This is a genomic window from Hasllibacter sp. MH4015 (assembly GCF_020177575.1).
Taxonomy (GTDB): domain Bacteria; phylum Pseudomonadota; class Alphaproteobacteria; order Rhodobacterales; family Rhodobacteraceae; genus Gymnodinialimonas.
The window spans coordinates 107,010-122,464 of the sequence record NZ_JAHTBK010000001.1; the positions used below are offsets into that span (position 1 = coordinate 107,010).

The 15,455-nt window shown below is 64.3% G+C and carries 17 protein-coding genes and 1 riboswitch; of the genes, 13 read left to right on the forward strand and 4 right to left on the reverse strand.

Annotated elements, in window-relative coordinates:
• The first annotated feature begins 9 nt into the window (after window positions 1-9).
• From glcF to KUW62_RS00630, 3 genes are all read left to right on the forward strand, one after another.
• Window positions 10-1,416, forward strand: a complete 1,407-nt coding sequence (gene glcF / locus KUW62_RS00620) for a glycolate oxidase subunit GlcF (RefSeq protein WP_224813581.1) — start codon at window positions 10-12, stop codon at window positions 1,414-1,416.
• An 84-nt stretch (window positions 1,417-1,500) separates the two neighbouring features.
• Complete coding sequence (locus tag KUW62_RS00625; protein WP_224813582.1) at window positions 1,501-2,355, forward strand: serine protease; 855 nt, start codon at window positions 1,501-1,503, stop codon at window positions 2,353-2,355.
• Between the two features lie 178 nt (window positions 2,356-2,533).
• Window positions 2,534-2,995 carry an Hsp20 family protein gene (locus tag KUW62_RS00630; protein ID WP_224813583.1) on the forward strand — a complete coding sequence of 154 codons (462 nt, stop codon included), beginning with the start codon at window positions 2,534-2,536 and terminating at the stop codon, window positions 2,993-2,995.
• 52 nt (window positions 2,996-3,047) lie between these two features.
• Here the strand turns inward: KUW62_RS00630 and KUW62_RS00635 are convergent, their stop codons facing one another.
• Entirely contained in the window at window positions 3,048-3,890 is an 843-nt protein-coding gene (locus KUW62_RS00635) for a Hint domain-containing protein (protein WP_224813584.1), read from the reverse strand.
• 90 nt (window positions 3,891-3,980) lie between these two features.
• A complete protein-coding gene (locus KUW62_RS00640; RefSeq protein ID WP_370632914.1) occupies window positions 3,981-4,859 on the reverse strand; it encodes a hypothetical protein in 879 nt (292 codons plus the stop codon).
• Between the two features lie 171 nt (window positions 4,860-5,030).
• On the opposite strand from KUW62_RS00640, the gene miaB reads away from it, so the two are divergent.
• The gene (gene miaB / locus KUW62_RS00645) at window positions 5,031-6,344 is read left to right on the forward strand and encodes a tRNA (N6-isopentenyl adenosine(37)-C2)-methylthiotransferase MiaB (protein WP_224813586.1); all 1,314 of its coding nucleotides are present in this window, start codon (window positions 5,031-5,033) and stop codon (window positions 6,342-6,344) included.
• Between the two features lie 27 nt (window positions 6,345-6,371).
• Here the strand turns inward: miaB and KUW62_RS00650 are convergent, their stop codons facing one another.
• Window positions 6,372-6,701 (reverse strand): helix-turn-helix domain-containing protein, encoded by a 330-nt coding sequence (locus KUW62_RS00650; RefSeq protein ID WP_224813587.1) that lies wholly within the window; start codon window positions 6,699-6,701, stop codon window positions 6,372-6,374.
• A 482-nt stretch (window positions 6,702-7,183) separates the two neighbouring features.
• On the opposite strand from KUW62_RS00650, the gene KUW62_RS00655 reads away from it, so the two are divergent.
• The 3 genes from KUW62_RS00655 to KUW62_RS00665 all read left to right on the forward strand — a co-directional run bounded on the left by KUW62_RS00655 (window position 7,184) and on the right by KUW62_RS00665 (window position 9,362).
• Window positions 7,184-7,735 carry an OmpA family protein gene (locus KUW62_RS00655; protein ID WP_224813588.1) on the forward strand — a complete coding sequence of 184 codons (552 nt, stop codon included), beginning with the start codon at window positions 7,184-7,186 and terminating at the stop codon, window positions 7,733-7,735.
• Between the two features lie 17 nt (window positions 7,736-7,752).
• Window positions 7,753-8,121, forward strand: coding sequence for a hypothetical protein (locus KUW62_RS00660; protein ID WP_224813589.1), 369 nt, complete (start codon window positions 7,753-7,755; stop codon window positions 8,119-8,121).
• 218 nt (window positions 8,122-8,339) lie between these two features.
• Window positions 8,340-9,362 carry a PhoH family protein gene (locus KUW62_RS00665; RefSeq protein WP_224817007.1) on the forward strand — a complete coding sequence of 341 codons (1,023 nt, stop codon included), beginning with the start codon at window positions 8,340-8,342 and terminating at the stop codon, window positions 9,360-9,362.
• Here KUW62_RS00665 and KUW62_RS00670 read toward each other — a convergent pair.
• On the reverse strand, window positions 9,335-9,532 hold the full coding sequence (locus tag KUW62_RS00670; RefSeq protein WP_224813590.1) for a hypothetical protein: 198 nt from the start codon (window positions 9,530-9,532) through the stop codon (window positions 9,335-9,337). The genes KUW62_RS00665 and KUW62_RS00670 overlap by 28 nt on opposite strands.
• A gap of 279 nt (window positions 9,533-9,811) precedes the next feature.
• Between KUW62_RS00670 and KUW62_RS00675 the strand changes: the two genes are divergently transcribed.
• The 6 genes from KUW62_RS00675 (at window position 9,812) to KUW62_RS00700 (ending at window position 15,372) form a co-directional block, all read left to right on the forward strand.
• Window positions 9,812-10,288 (forward strand): GNAT family N-acetyltransferase, encoded by a 477-nt coding sequence (locus tag KUW62_RS00675; RefSeq protein WP_224813591.1) that lies wholly within the window; start codon window positions 9,812-9,814, stop codon window positions 10,286-10,288.
• A 61-nt stretch (window positions 10,289-10,349) separates the two neighbouring features.
• Window positions 10,350-10,847, forward strand: a complete 498-nt coding sequence (gene ybeY / locus KUW62_RS00680) for an rRNA maturation RNase YbeY (protein ID WP_224813592.1) — start codon at window positions 10,350-10,352, stop codon at window positions 10,845-10,847.
• A 45-nt stretch (window positions 10,848-10,892) separates the two neighbouring features.
• On the forward strand, window positions 10,893-11,792 hold the full coding sequence (locus KUW62_RS00685) for a transporter associated domain-containing protein (RefSeq protein ID WP_224813593.1): 900 nt from the start codon (window positions 10,893-10,895) through the stop codon (window positions 11,790-11,792).
• Window positions 11,789-13,303 carry an apolipoprotein N-acyltransferase gene (lnt, locus tag KUW62_RS00690; RefSeq protein WP_224813594.1) on the forward strand — a complete coding sequence of 505 codons (1,515 nt, stop codon included), beginning with the start codon at window positions 11,789-11,791 and terminating at the stop codon, window positions 13,301-13,303. The genes KUW62_RS00685 and lnt overlap by 4 nt, the downstream gene beginning before the upstream one ends.
• A gap of 29 nt (window positions 13,304-13,332) precedes the next feature.
• Window positions 13,333-13,380: riboswitch (SAM-SAH riboswitch) on the forward strand.
• Window positions 13,381-13,386: 6 nt separating this feature from the next.
• On the forward strand, window positions 13,387-14,568 hold the full coding sequence (gene metK / locus KUW62_RS00695) for a methionine adenosyltransferase (RefSeq protein WP_224813595.1): 1,182 nt from the start codon (window positions 13,387-13,389) through the stop codon (window positions 14,566-14,568).
• A 108-nt stretch (window positions 14,569-14,676) separates the two neighbouring features.
• Window positions 14,677-15,372 (forward strand): tRNA (guanosine(46)-N(7))-methyltransferase TrmB, encoded by a 696-nt coding sequence (locus KUW62_RS00700; protein WP_224813596.1) that lies wholly within the window; start codon window positions 14,677-14,679, stop codon window positions 15,370-15,372.
• Window positions 15,373-15,455 lie beyond the last annotated feature (83 nt).

The following is a 15,455-nucleotide window of genomic DNA, read 5'->3' on the forward strand; positions in this document are numbered from 1 at the left end:
GGTGCCGCCATGCAAACGACCTTTACGCCAGAGCAGCTGAAAGATTCCGCCACCGCGCGGTCGAACGAGATCCTGCGCACCTGCGTCCATTGCGGGTTCTGCACGGCGACCTGCCCGACCTACCAGGTCTTGGGCGATGAACTCGACAGTCCGCGGGGGCGCATCTACCTCATCAAGGACATGCTGGAAAACGGCCGACCCGCCGACGAGAAGACGGTCAAACATATCGACCGCTGTCTGAGTTGCCTGGCCTGCATGACGACGTGCCCGTCGGGGGTGCATTACATGCATCTGGTCGATCACGCGCGGGAATACATCGAGAACACGTACAAACGCCCCCTGTTCGAGCGGGTCCTGCGGTGGACATTGGCGCAGATCCTGCCCTATCCGATGCGGTTCCGCGTGGCGCTCCTGGGGGCCAAGATCGGGCGGCCCTTCGCGCGGCTGATGCCCGATGCCCGCCTGCGCGCGATGTTGGAAATGGCGCCCAAGCAGATCCCGCCGGTCAGTCGCAATGATGATCCGCAGACCTTCCCGGCCGCCCAGAAAAAGATGCGTGTGGCCTTGATGACGGGATGTGCCCAGAAGGCGCTGAACACGGACATCAACGATGCCACGATCCGGCTTCTGACGCGATTGGGGGCGGAGGTTGTGGTGGCAGAGGGGGCGGGATGCTGCGGGGCGCTGACCCACCACATGGGCAAGACAAGGGAAAGCCACGCCACGGCGGCCAAGAACATCCGCGCCTGGAGCGCCGAGATGAGGGGCGAAGGGCTCGATGCGATCGTCATCAACACGTCGGGTTGCGGGACGACCGTGAAGGATTACGGCCACATGTTCCGGGACGATGTGGACCTGGCAGAGGATGCGGCTGCCGTGGCCGGACTTGCCAAGGACGTGAGCGAGGTTCTGATCGACCTGCTGCCGGAGGGGGCGGAGGTGTTCTCCCCCAATATCGCGCGCGTGGCCGTGGCGGGAACCGACGCGCCGGTGCCGGTGGCGTCCCCGCTCTTTGCCGGCGGACCAAGGGACGGCATCCGTGTCGCCTATCACGCGGCGTGTTCGCTGCAGCACGGACAGCAGATCAAGACCTATCCCAAGGATTTGCTGAAACGGGCCGGGTTCAAGGTGGTGGAACCGGCGGATTCGCACCTGTGCTGCGGAAGTGCGGGAACCTACAACCTCATGCAGCCGGAGATCTCCAAGCAGCTCAAGGCCCGCAAGGTAGAGACGTTGGAGGCGACGAAACCCGACGTGATCGCGGCGGGCAATATCGGGTGCATGATGCAGATCGGCTCGGGCATCGGCGTGCCGATCGTCCACACGGTCGAGCTGCTGGATTGGGCCACCGGCGGCCCCCGGCCCCCTGCCTTCGATCGAGAGGATGACGTGGCCAAAGTGCCGATCCTGCGGTGAGGCGGGCCGCCCCGGCCACCCGGCCATATTTTTGCCCCCGTTAACGGTTACGCCCCGCTTAACCAAGGGACGAAGGGGATCGCGATGCGACTTGCCATGGCCGTAACCATGCTGTGCACGATGGGCAGTTTGCTGTCCGCGCAGGGTCTGCCGACGATCCAACGCGAAAACGCGCTTGGCGGCTTGCGGGCGCTTGGCGGCGCGGATGAGGCTGCCGAATGGCGGGCGGTGGGCCGGTTGGATACCGGCGTGTCCTTCTGCTCGGCGACGCTGATCGCACCTGACGTCGTGCTGACGGCGGCCCATTGCCTCTACCATCCGGAGACCGACGCCGCGTTCGTGCCCGACGACCTCACCTTTTCCGCAGGTTTGCGAAACGGACGCGCCGCCGCCGTGCGCGGGGTGCGGCGGACGGTTGTCCTGCCCGATTACACGCCCGAGATCGGCGAGGAGATGGACATGATCGGGGCCGACCTTGCGCTGCTGCAATTACAGCACCCGATTTCGGAGGCCTCCATCCAGCCGATCCCGACCGGGCGCACCGGGCGCGGGGACGATCCGGTCACGGTCGTATCTTACGGGATGGAGCGGGAAGCCTATGCCTCCATCGAGGAAGGGTGTGAGATCCTCGCGCGGCGCGGGCCGGTACGCTCGTTGAGTTGCGAGGTCGTGTCGGGGGCGTCCGGCTCTCCGGTCTTGCGCATCGCGCAAGGCCGAGCCGAAATCGTGGCCGTCATGTCCGCTATGGCCGAAGTGGACGGGGAAGCCGTGTCGCTTGCGGTGATCCTGGACGATCAGCTGGCGCAATTGCTCGATCAATATGAACGGGAGGGGGGTATCGGCCTGTCCCGCCCGAGCCAGACCCTCGGTGGCACCGCGTTTCTGGGCCAGGGCAATGACGGGCGCGAAACCATCGGCGCGCGGTTCATCCGGCCCTGAAAACCACGCCTTTTCGGGTCTTGAAACCCGGCGCAGGGCTTCCCAAATTTGCTGGTGTCGGCGCCGTTGATCGGGCCGGCACCTGAACCGGTGGCCCGTTTCGGCCGCCAGCACCTGGGCTTGCGCCTTCTGAAAGGGCAGCCCGCACAAATCGTTGTCGCTCAATGGAGGATGACCCATGCGAACCTATGATTTTTCCCCGCTTTACCGCGCAACCGTCGGCTTTGACCGGATGGCAGACATGCTTGACCGCGTCCTGACGCAAGATGGCAGCACGCCGACCTACCCGCCCTACAACATCGAAAAGACCGCGGACGATGCCTACCGCATCTCGGTCGCCGTGGCGGGCTTCACGGAAGCCGATCTTTCGGTCGAACAGCGCGAGCAGGAAGTCGTCGTGTCCGCCCGTCGTGAGAAGGACGAGGAAAAGCGCACCTATCTGCACCGCGGCATCGCCACGCGCGCGTTCGAGAAGCGCTTCCAACTGGCTGACCATGTCCGCGTGACCGGTGCGGTTGCCGAAAACGGCATGCTGCATATCGACCTGGTGCGTGAAGTGCCCGAGGCGCTCAAACCCCGCCAGATCGAGATCGGGTCCGGCACGGCCAAAGCCATCGAAGGTGAGACGGTCGACGCCTAAGTCGCCATCGCCTTGAGACAAGCGGGGGGCGGTCCAATCGGGCCGCCCTTTTTCATGCGCGCCTCAGCCGCCGGGGGCGCATGCCGGGCTGCTCGACCCGCCGGGCGGGTTCCATCCCGATACACCGGTTCAGGAGCGCCCGCGCCGCCCTGTGGTGGTGCTCAAGACTGCGCGACGTGACCAACATGCTTTCGACCCAGCACCCGGCGGCCTGGATGATCGAATGCCGCTCCATCACGATGGACAGGTAATGGGCCTTTTTCCGTCCGCGCATCCGCCGGACGCCGTTCTGGCCAACCAATTTGATCGCGGGGACCAACACCTCCTCCCCCGTCGCGTGGTCGATGCGCAGGACGCGGTGTTGGGGCGACGTAATCAGATCGGAATGCGGCGTATCTTGGCCCAACGCGCCTTTGGGGATCAGGATCGGCTTGGCGGGATCATCGTCGGCTTTGAATGTCATCCGCTCGAACATGACAAGGCGGATCGCCTGCCAGCCGAGATCCTTTGTCCAGACGATGTCATCGGGGCGCAGATCCTCAATCGGGATTTCGCCCCGTTCGGTGCAGATCGGCGTTCCCTCATGCAGGCAGAAGGGCCCGGCGGAAAAGGTGAAATCGGATGCCGAGACGTCCGACATGCCCACGTCTTTCAGGCGCAACGTTTCGCCGTTGTCGAAGGTCAGGACGGTGTCGCCCCCATCCCCCGACATGCGCGCCCGGACATCTTCGTAGGAGGAGAGTTCGGCCATGTCGAACGTGACGCGATCCGTGCCGGGTCGAAACCCTTCGAGGACGTCACAGCCGTGCCCATCGCGAAACACGAACGTCTCGCAGGCACCATGGGCCTCTGCCCGATCCAAGCCTGAGACGCCGTCGGCACGGCCAGTCGACATAACGGGACCTCGTCGCAATTTTCGTGCGACAGCGGTAGGAAACCGGGCCTAATTGTCGGTGAATGGAGCGGATTACTTAGGTAAAATTGACTAGAACCATTGCCCCGGTTCCATCAACCCCAGCTCCATCAATTGCATGGAGGACCACTGGAATTGCACGGATTTGTGCCAGCGGAAATCGGGGATGTCGTGGCGGGAGCCGGGATTGGTCCTGAGCGCCTTGGCCACCCGGAACGAGCAGATCGTGGCACTCAGCGAATGGTGCCAGGGGCAGGTATAGGTGTTCAGCTCTTCGTTGCTGAGCGTGTGGTCGTCCCGCAGCCTGAGGCCCGGTTGCGCCTGGAACAGGCCGACGCGGTCGATCTTGCGCTTCGGTTTGGCGACATGCTCCTCAAACCGCCAGCGCAGGCCGCCGTAGAAGTTGAGCTGCCGGTCCATGACGTCGTCGCCCTCCGGCCCGCCCCGGCGTGTCTCGGCGTAGTAGCCGGAGCTGTCGAGAAGCGCACTGTCCAGATCGACCGCGTTGGGGTGGGCGGTCAGGTCGCCCGCGTAAAGGTCGATGACGTAGGTCAGAACCGCCTCGCGCCGTTCCTCCATCACCCATGTCACAAGCTCTCCCACGGTGCGATCTTCGCAGAAGGGGAAGAACAGGAATTCACCGTTATAGCAGTAGTGAATCCACTGCCCCGGCACCTTCTCGATCAAGGCGTTGACGACGTCGACGGCCACGCCGGGCCTGCGCGACGGGTGGCGAATGATATGTTGCCGGGCCGTCGTGTCCGCGGGTGCGTCCGGCACTTCCACCTCTTCGGGGGCCACGACGATGATCCCCTTGAAGCCGAGCGAATGGAGGTGGTCGAGGCTGCTCGCAAGCTCCACCCGGTCCTCAGCGATCAGCACGGCGAACGGCCCCTTGCCCAATTCGCCGGGGGCGAGGGCCTGAAATTTCGTGAGGTTGGAATGCTCTATGGCCATGCTGCTCGTCGTTATTGCCGGACGCGTGTGCCACGCCGAACCGCTTTGCGCGCCAAAATGCCTGCAAGTCGGCGATATTGCAATTCCGCCATCGGTTGAAGCGCGGGCCGCGGCACGATAGAGGACGGCGGTTGATAATTCCTTGTCCCGAGGGTGCCTCCCGCGATGACCAAGAAGCTCTACGTCAAAACCTATGGCTGTCAGATGAACGTCTATGACAGTGAGCGCATGGCCGAGGCCCTGAGCGGCGAAGGGTATGAGCAGGTCGACAGCCCCGAAGACGCCGACATGATCCTGCTCAACACCTGCCACATCCGGGAAAAGGCGGCAGAGAAGGTTTATTCCGAACTGGGCCGGTTCCGCCCGCTTCGCGATGCCAACCCCGACCTCAGGATCGGTGTCGCGGGTTGCGTGGCCCAGGCCGAGGGCGAAGAGATCATGCGCCGTCAGCCGATGGTCGATCTTGTCGTAGGCCCCCAAACCTATCACCGCCTGCCGAAAATGATGGAAGCGGTGGAGAAGGGGCAAAAGGCGCTCGACACCGATTTCCCCGAGGAAGACAAGTTCCTGAAACTGCCCAGGCAGCGCGCCACGCGGGGGCCGACGGCGTTCCTGACGGTGCAGGAAGGCTGTGATAAATTCTGCGCCTTCTGTGTTGTCCCCTATACCCGTGGTGCGGAGGTCAGCCGCCCGGCGGATCGGCTTCTGGGGGAGGCGCGCGATCTGGTGGACCGTGGCGTGCGGGAAATCACGCTTTTGGGGCAGAATGTGAATGCCTATCACGGCGCGGGTGAGGGCGGCGATTGGGGCCTTGCGCGGCTGATCCGAGAAATGGCGAAGATCGACGGGCTGGATCGTATCCGCTTTACCACCTCGCATCCAAACGACATGAACGACGACCTGATCGCGGCCCACGGCGATTGCGAAAAGCTGATGCCCTACCTGCATCTTCCGGTGCAGGCGGGGGCGGACAAGGTGCTGAAGGCGATGAACCGCAAGCACACGGCCGAGGATTACGTCCGCCTGATCGAGCGTATTCGCGCCGTGCGGCCCGATCTGCACCTGTCGGGCGACTTCATCGTCGGCTTCCCCGGCGAGACGGAGGCGGATTTCCAGGATACGCTGTCGCTGGTCGAAACGGTCGGCTACGGCACGGCCTATTCGTTCAAGTATTCCAGCCGTCCGGGCACCCCCGCGGCGGAACGGGCGGGCCAGGTATCAGCCGAGGAAGCGAGTGACAGGCTCCAACGGCTGCAATCTCTCCTCACGCAGCAACAGCGCGCGACGCAGGACGCGATGGTGGGCCGCCGCGTCCATGTCCTGTTCGAGAAGCCAGGGCGCGAGGCGGGGCAGATGGTCGGCAAATCCGAATACCTGCACGCCGTCCATGTCGACGGGCCCGCCGAGTTACGCGGACGGATCGCACCGGTGGAGATCGTGGAAAGCCGCACCAACTCCCTGCGCGGACGCCTGGTCTAGGGCGGGACAATGCCCGCCCCACGGGATTTACCGGCCCGGCGGGTTTTCCGCGATGATGCGATACATCACCTGAACCGCCGCGTCGGGCCGATCCACGGTGGAGGGATCCCGGCACACCCGCTCTCCGATCGCGTGGGCCTCCGGATAGGAATATCCGGCGTTCACAAGGCTATCTATGAAGACCGGGTTGGGCCGGTCCCAGATCACCTCGGTAAACGGGCCGCGGAAACAGCTGACCGTCACTGTGATCGTGTTCACGATCATTCGGTATTCGTAGGTGGTGGCTTGGACCGGTGCAGATAATCCGGCCAGAACGACTGCACCGGCGGCACCGGTGCGCGCAAATTTACTCAACATTTATACTTCCCCAATCAGTCGGCGCGCCCGTGTTGGCAGACAGGGCTCCGTGCGCCGGTTCGTGACGGCACGGTATCACGATGCGCGGGCGGCGCGGATCACTTTTGACTAAAATCGGTAAGATTCGAATTGGCGCGAAACAATGCCGGGCCGATTCGCCCAATGTTCGCAAATCACTGACAATCTGACGCGGCACGGCCCCTTCGCGCCGATCCTACGCCAAATCTCCGTCGAAGGACCGGCAAAAATAGCCGAATCGCGGCCAAGCTGTTTCCGAATCCGCAACCTTCGGGCGATTAAACCCCTTCCCAAGTGGGGATAAGGTGCTATCCTGCCGAAATCTAACGCGTTTTCGCCATGGGCGCTGCCATGCCCGATGAATTGGCGACAAATGCAGGACATGTTGCCGAATCCGCGCCTGCGTTTTCGGGGGATTCGAAACGAGAGGGGATGCAGGTGTGATCTACGCTTTGACACGCAGATTGACGGGTGCGCTTGGTGCGGCTGCCTTGGCGGCGGGGGTGATGTTCGCCGTCGCGACGCCGGCCGCTGCGCAGCAAACCGTGACGATTACCGGAACCGTTCAACCGGGTCTTTGGGTTGATCCGGATGGCTGTATGCACTGGGTCGCCGATGGCGGGATCGAGGGCTATATGGAAGGCCGCGTGAACCCCCATAACGGGATGCCCGTGTGCCTTGATGTGAACCCGTGCGGCGTCGCGAACACCGATACGATGTTCCACACCGATTCCGCGCGATTGACCTCCGCCGGCCGCGCGCATCTTCAGCAATTCTTCCAAAGCGCCGGGGCCTTCGCCTACGCCATCTATGGCCACACCGACAGCCGCGCCTCCGACGAATACAACATGCGCCTGAGCAACCGTCGCGCCGCCGCGGTGGCGAACCTCGCACGCTCCATGGGGGCCCGCGTCGCTCGCGAGATCGGGTATGGTGAACGCCGTCCGGTCGCGCCCAATGACAGCGCCGCTAACATGCAGCGCAACCGCCGCGTCGAAATCGTGTGCTACCGCTAAGCGGGAAAGGGACAGACATGAATATTCTCAAACTTCCCCTGCTGATGGCCGCACCGCTTGCGCTGATGGGCTGCGTGGAAAACTTCGAAGGGGTGGGCCCCGCCCGCCTGGGTCCCAACGGCGAACCGCCGGTGATCGCCATCGGTGAAGACCGCGGTCGGGATGCCGGGTCCCTGTCGCGGCTAGAGGCCGGGATCTACATCGACCCCGACGGTTGCCACATCTGGATGATCGACGACGGGCTTGAGGGCTACTGGTCGCGCCGCCTGGATCCGCGCTCGGGTCTGCCGGTCTGTACCGAGCCTGCGCCGCGCGGCTCCATCATCGGGGATTACAGCTCCGGCAGCCCGGGTATCGCGGATCGCGTGCCACGCATCCGGCGCTGACGCCATCGAGAATACCTTGCGGCAGGCGGTCCTTCGGGGCCGCCTGTTTTCGTACCGGCACCGGGCAGGTGTCGCGGGCGCAACCATGGGCACCACAAAATATCGTCTCAACCGCAAGGATCGCTGTGGACAACAATGGCCCGTGCGGCCAGACTCGGATCAAGACAGGAGCCTCGGGTGGTCCGGGGTAGACACCTCGACCGGAGATTTCCTTGGCAATCAACACGCTGTCTGAGACCGACCCGACCGGCCAAGCGCCCGTATCCGCCGAATCCCCCGAACACATCCTGACCTTCCCCGACAATCGCCTGCTGATCGAGTTATGCGGCGAATTCGACCGCAACCTCGCGCAGGTGGAACACCTGCTGTCGGTCCACATCCTTCGCCGTGGCAACGAGCTTGCCATTCTGGGCGATGCCAAGGACCGCGCGGCAGAAGTGTTGCAAGGCCTCTACGAGCGGGTGGAGGCTGGTAAATCGCTGGAACCGGGCGATATCGACGCCGCTGTGCGCCTCGGCGGCTCGGGCGAGGGCACCGGCACGCGGGATGGCGATCAGATCGAGATGTTCAAGGGCGGCACGCTGGAGATCGGCACCCGCAAGAAGACGGTCGAGCCGCGCACACAGGCGCAGCAGAACTATGTCCGCGCGCTCTACGATCACGAATTGGCCTTCGGGATTGGCCCCGCAGGCACCGGCAAGACCTACCTCGCCGTCGCGGTCGCCGTGAACCAGATGATGAGCGGACATGTCGACAAGATCATCCTCAGCCGACCGGCGGTGGAGGCGGGCGAACGGCTCGGCTTTCTTCCCGGCGACATGAAGGACAAGGTCGATCCGTACATGCAGCCGCTTTACGACGCGCTGAACGACTTCCTGCCGGGCAAGCAATTGGCCAAGCTGATCGAGGAAAAGACGATCGAGATCGCGCCGCTGGCCTTCATGCGCGGGCGCACCCTGTCGAATGCCTACGTGGTGCTGGACGAGGCGCAGAATGCCACCTCGATGCAGATGAAGATGTTCCTCACGCGCCTGGGGCAGGGCAGCCGGATGGTCATCACCGGCGACCGGTCACAGGTTGACCTGCCGCGCGGCGTGACCAGCGGCCTGTCGGATGCGGAACGGATTCTCGACGGGGTGAAGGGCATTTCCTTCAACTATTTCACGGCAAAGGATGTCGTGCGCCACCACATGGTCGCGAAGATCATCGAAGCCTACGACAAGGATGCGCCGGCGGGCTGATCGCTGCGGCGCGCCCCGGTTTTCCCGGCGGCCTTGCGGGACCAGCGCGATTGCAGGACCCACGTGCCGATCAACAGGCACAGGCCGAATCCCACGAGAATCGGATGGTTCGTCAACGGTACGCTGATGGCGCGGCCAAGCTGCAAAAGCGCCTGTGTGAAATGGTCCATGATAACTGCCTCGAATTTTGTTTTGTCCTCGGTACCGAAACAATTGGGCAGAAAAAGGGCAGGTGTTTCCCATTTCGCGGGGCAGCCGCCCGTTGACCGCGCGGGTTTCAACCCTCAGGCTACGCCAACACGCGCATATTCGCGCGTGCGGAGGTTTCATGTTCGGTCGTCCCGCGACCCCCTGATTTAGCCGGCCCCGAGAGCGCGGGCCTGTGACCGCAACCCCTTTCGGGCAGCGGCGTCTTCAGCCATGAAACCTCAGAAAAGTGGATCAAACCATTGACCCAACATGACTTCACCCTGCGCCGGGCGCGGACCCAAGATGCGCAGGACCTCACCACAATCATCACCGCAAGTGGCCTTTTTTCTCCGGCGGAAGCTGAGGGCTTCGGCGATAACCTGCCCGATATGCTGTCGGGGGACGACGCGACCTGGTTCCGGCTCGACCACGGCACCTTGATCGCCGGGGCCGCCTACCTGACCAGGGACGGCATCAACGAAGATGTGTTCAACCTGCTCTTCATCGCCGTGGCCGGTGCCTTTCGTGGCCGGGGCGGCGGTGCGGCCCTGATCTCGGCGGCGGAGGATGCGGCAAAGGCGGATGGCGGACGTCTGCTGCTGATCGGGAGGAGCGACGGTGCGGAGCAATCCCGCGCCCGCGCGGTCTATCGCGCGGCCGGGTATGTGCAACAGGGCAAGATCGCCGATTACTACGCGGCTGGTCTCGCCAAGGTGATTTTCGCCAAGGCCCTCTGACACGCACGGCATCCGGGCGCGGTGATTGCGCCCGGGTGTCATTGCGCCTAATCCCCCGGCCATGGAGATCGACATTTTGATCGAAGCGCCCGCATGGGACGCCGTGGCGCTGGAGGAGCTGGCCCAGACCGCCGCGGAGGCCACGCTGCGCGAACTCGCGTTGGAGCCGGAGCATTTCGCGCTGTCCGTGCTGGCCTGCGACGATGCCCGGATCGCGGTGTTGAATGCGGAGTTTCGCGGCAAGCAGACGCCGACGAATGTTCTGTCCTGGCCCGCTACAGACTGCGCGTCGGCAATTGCGGGACAGATGCCGGACCTGCCCGCCCCCGATCCGGTCGGCCCACCGGAGGAGATCGGCGATATTGCGCTGGCATTCGAGACCTGTGCGCGTGAAGCGGACGAGGCCGGCAAGACCCTGCCACATCACCTGAGCCATCTGATCGTGCATGGCGTGCTGCATTGCCTTGGATTCGACCACGAAACCGACCCTGATGCCGCACTCATGGAGGGGTTGGAGACGCGTATACTTGCCAGATTGGGTGTCCCTGACCCATATTAGACCCACGGGCAATTGCAGCCCGGTTTATTGTTTCGGAAAGGAGCCATGAGCTCAAACCCTGATCCGTCGTCTCCCGCGGCGCGTGGCGCGCCCTCGGACGATGATGACCCCTCGCCTGAACGGCCCGGGTTCTTTGCACGCTTGTTCGGAAATGCCGGTAACGGCGCTGACCCGGACGATGCCCCCAATTCCACAGATGAAGCCACTCCGACCGTTCTGGGCCCCCGGCTGCCGAGCATGTCGAATCTGCGCCAGATGCGGGTGGAGGACGTATCCATCCCGCGCGCGGAGATCGTGTCGGTCGCCAGCGACATCGGGCTGGACGAATTGGTGCAGGTGTTCCGCGACAGCGGCCTGACGCGCCTGCCGGTCTATGACGGGACGCTGGATGAACCCATCGGCCTCGTGCATCTCAAGGACATCGCGTTGCAGCACGGCTTCAACGGGGACGGGGCGGAGTTCATCTTGTCGGAATCCCTGCGCCCGGTGCTGTACGTCCCGCCCTCGATGCCGATCGGCGTGCTTCTGACGAAGATGCAGGCGGATCGCATCCATATGGCACTGGTGATTGATGAATATGGTGGCGTCGACGGGCTTCTGACCATCGAGGATCTGATCGAACAGGTCATCGGTGAGATCGAGGATGAACACGACGTCGAGGAGGCGCAGCACTGGACGCGGGAAGACGATGGCGCATTCCTCGCGCTGGCCCGCGCGCCGCTCGATGAGTTTGAATCCGAGATCGGCCTCGACCTCGTGGACGAGACGGAGGAGGAGGAAGTCGATACGCTCGGCGGCCTGGTCTTCCTCCTGTCAGGCCGGGTGCCCGCGCGCGGTGAAGTCGTGCCGCATCCCTCGGGCGTGGAATTCGAAGTGATCGACGCCGATCCGCGGCGCATCAAGCGCCTGCGCGTCCGTCTGCCCCAGGACGAGGCGGCGGAGTGAGCGATGCCGATACGCCCGACGGGGGCCTGACGCGCTGGCAATCCCGCGCGTTGGCCGTCTTGGCGGGCGGTGTGGCCGCTCTGTCCCTTCCACCGTTCGAGGCATGGTACGCGATGTTCCCGGCCCTCGCGCTTGTGACGATTCTCGTGGCCCGGTCCGCCACGCCGAAGCACGCCTTCGCGATGGCATGGTGGGCCGGTCTGGGCTGGTTCGGGCTCGCGATGCACTGGATCGTGCAACCGTTTTTCGTGGATGCCGCCGCGACGGGCTGGATGGCCCCTTTCGCGCTTGTCCTGATGGCGGGCGGTCTGGCCCTGTTCTGGGCCGTGCCGGGCTGGGTCGCGGCGCGCCTGACGGGGCCGGGGGCGGGCCGTGCCATGGCCTTCGCCGGGCTTTGGGCGCTGTCGGAATACGCCCGCGGCCACGTGCTGACCGGCCTGCCATGGGCGGAACCGGGCCACGGTCTGATCGGGACGGAGGCGTTGGCGCTGTCGGCGCTTGGGGGACCATTGGCGCTCACGCTGGTGGTTTTGCTGCTGTCCGCAGGCTCCGCCGCGCTCTACCTGCGGACCGGCCCCGCGCTGGCGGGTCTGCCCCTCGCCGCCGGCCTCGCAATCGGACTGATCCCATGGGCCGGACCCGCCCCCGCGCCGACCGACCATCTCGTGCGGATCGTCCAGATCAACGCGCCCCAGCACCTGAAATGGCAACGCGACATGATCCCGGTCTTCTTCCAGCGGGCGCTGGACCTCACGTCCTCCGCGCCGGGGCCTTCGGGCGCCCCGGACCTGGTTGTCTGGCCCGAAACCTCGCTTCCCACCATCTTGCGCGATTCCGAAACGCCGCGCGCCCGCATGGCGGAGGCGGCGGGCGACGCCCGGATCATCGTGGGCGGGCAACGCTATGCGGGGATCGAGCCGCGCAATATCCTCGCGCTGCTCGCCCCGGACGGAGAAATCACTCAGGTCTACGACAAGCACCACCTTGTGCCCTTCGGCGAATACATCCCCCTGCGCGGGCTGGCCGACCGGTTGGGTCTCAGCGGATTGGCGCAACAGATGGCAAGCGGCTACCGCCCCGGCGCAGGCCCCGGCCTGGTGGATGTCGGCCCCCTCGGCCGCGCCTTCCCGATGATCTGCTACGAGGCGATCTTCCCCCGTTACATCGCCCGTCTCGACCGGCCCGATTTCATGGTGCAGATCACCAACGATGCGTGGTTCGGCAGTTTCGCCATGCCCTACCAGCATCTGGCCCTTGCGCGTCTTCGCGCCGCCGAACAGGGGCTGCCGATGATCCGCGCCGCGAATACCGGTGTCTCCGCCATGATTGATGCGCGGGGGCGCGTGGTGGAGGCCTTGCCGATGGACGTGCACGGGGTGCTCGACGTGCCGCTGCCCGCCGCGTTGCCGCCCACGCCCTACGCGCGCATGGGCGATCTGCCCGCGCTGCTTGTCGCCCTAATTGCCACAGCGCTTGGGCTTGTTGCCGCACGGCGCGCCGGCGTGCATTGAACCTTCGCCCATTCAGGCGTAAGTCGCCCAAAACCTCACAACGGCTTCCTGACGTGAGGTGTCATTATAATGGAGCACCCCCCATGGCGCGCGATAACTACCTCTTCACTTCGGAATCCGTTTCCGAAGGGCATCCCGACAAGGTTTGCGACCGGATTTCCGACGCTGTTCTCGACGCCTTCCTGGCCGAAGAACCCGAAGCGCGCGTCGCGGCAGAGACCTTCGCCACCACCAACCGCGTGGTGATCGGCGGTGAAGTGGGCCTGAGCGATCAGGACAAGCTGAAGGAATACATGGGCCGCATCGACGCCATCGCGCGCGACTGCATTCGCGACATCGGCTATGAGCAGGACAAGTTCCACCACGAGACGGTGGAAATCACCAACCTGCTGCACGAGCAATCCGCCCATATCGCCCAGGGCGTCGATGCCGCCGAAAACAAGGATGAGGGCGCGGGCGACCAGGGGATCATGTTCGGCTTCGCGGTCAACGAAACGCCCGAACTGATGCCCGCCCCGATCTGCTATGCCCACAACATCCTCAAGCGGCTGGCCGATGAACGTAAATCCGGGGCGGAGCCTGCGCTGGGACCGGACGCGAAATCGCAATTGTCGGTGCGCTACGAAAACGGCATGCCGGTCGGCGTGACCTCCATCGTCTTGTCCACACAGCATCTTGACGAGAGCCTCACCTCCGACGACGTGCGCGCCATCGTGGAGCCCTATATCCGCGAAGAACTGCCCGACGGCTGGATTTCCGACGACACGGTCTGGCACGTGAACCCCACGGGCAAATTCGTGATCGGCGGGCCGGATGGCGATGCGGGCCTGACCGGGCGCAAGATCATAGTGGATACCTATGGTGGCGCGGCGCCCCATGGCGGCGGCGCGTTTTCCGGCAAGGATCCTACCAAGGTCGACCGCTCAGCCGCCTATGCGGCGCGCTACCTGGCCAAGAACGTCGTGGCCGCAGGCCTCGCCCATCGCTGCACGATCCAGTTGAGCTACGCGATCGGCGTTGCCTCGCCCCTGTCGATCTATTGTGACACGCACCAGACGGGTGAGGTTCACGAGGCAGAGATCGAGCGCGCCTTGGGTCGGGTCATGGACCTGACGCCGCGCGGCATCCGCACCCATCTGGGCATGAATAAGCCGATCTACCAACGGACCGCGGCTTACGGCCATTTCGGACGCGCGCCCGAGGCCGATGGCGGCTTCTCGTGGGAGCGCACGGATCTGGTCGATGCGATCAAGGGCGCACTCTGACCCCGGGCCGCATCCTGAACAATGTCCGGAAGGCCGTACTCGAAAGGGTGCGGCCTTTTCGCTGTCCGGCCCTTGAGCCGGTCCGAGGATCACGCTAAGCGCGCCGCCATGGAACGCCCCCATCGCAATTTCTACGGCCGCCGCAAGGGCCAGCACCTGAAAGACAGCCAAGAACGGTATCTGGCGGAGGATCTGGACGCCCTGTCGCCGGGGGATGTCGATTGGGATGCGAACCCAGATCGCACGCCTCTCGACCTCGACGCGCTCTTCGGCGGACGCGATGTCTGGCTTGAGGTCGGCTTCGGCGGGGGGGAGCATCTGGTCCATCAAGCGGCGAGCAACCCCGATGTCGGCATCCTCGGATGCGAGCCCTATATCAACGGCGTTGCCATGCTTCTGGGCAAGATCCGTAAGGCGGGCGTCGAGAATCTGCGCGTCTATCCCGGTGATGCGCGCGACATGTTCGATGTGCTGCCCGACGCAAGCATCTCCAGGGCTTTCCTGCTCTACCCCGATCCGTGGCCCAAGAAACGCCACCACCGCAGGCGCTTCGTCACGCCCGAACACCTCGATCCCTTGGCGCGCGTCCTGAAACCCGGCGCCGAGTTTCGTGTGGCCACCGACATCCCCGACTACGTGCGCCAGACACTTGAAGAAGTGCCGGGGCCCGGTTTTGAGTGGCTTGCCGAAGGTCCGTCTGATTGGCGCGAGCCGTGGATGGATTGGTTCTCGACCCGCTACGAACAAAAGGCCCTGCGCGAAGGCCGCGTGCCGCATTACTTGACCTTTCGGCGAGCCGGATGAGTGGCTAAAAGGTTAAGATTCGGTTAAAGGAAATCTGAAAATATATTGAATACGAATACTTAAGGTAGGGTTGCACGCGTGCA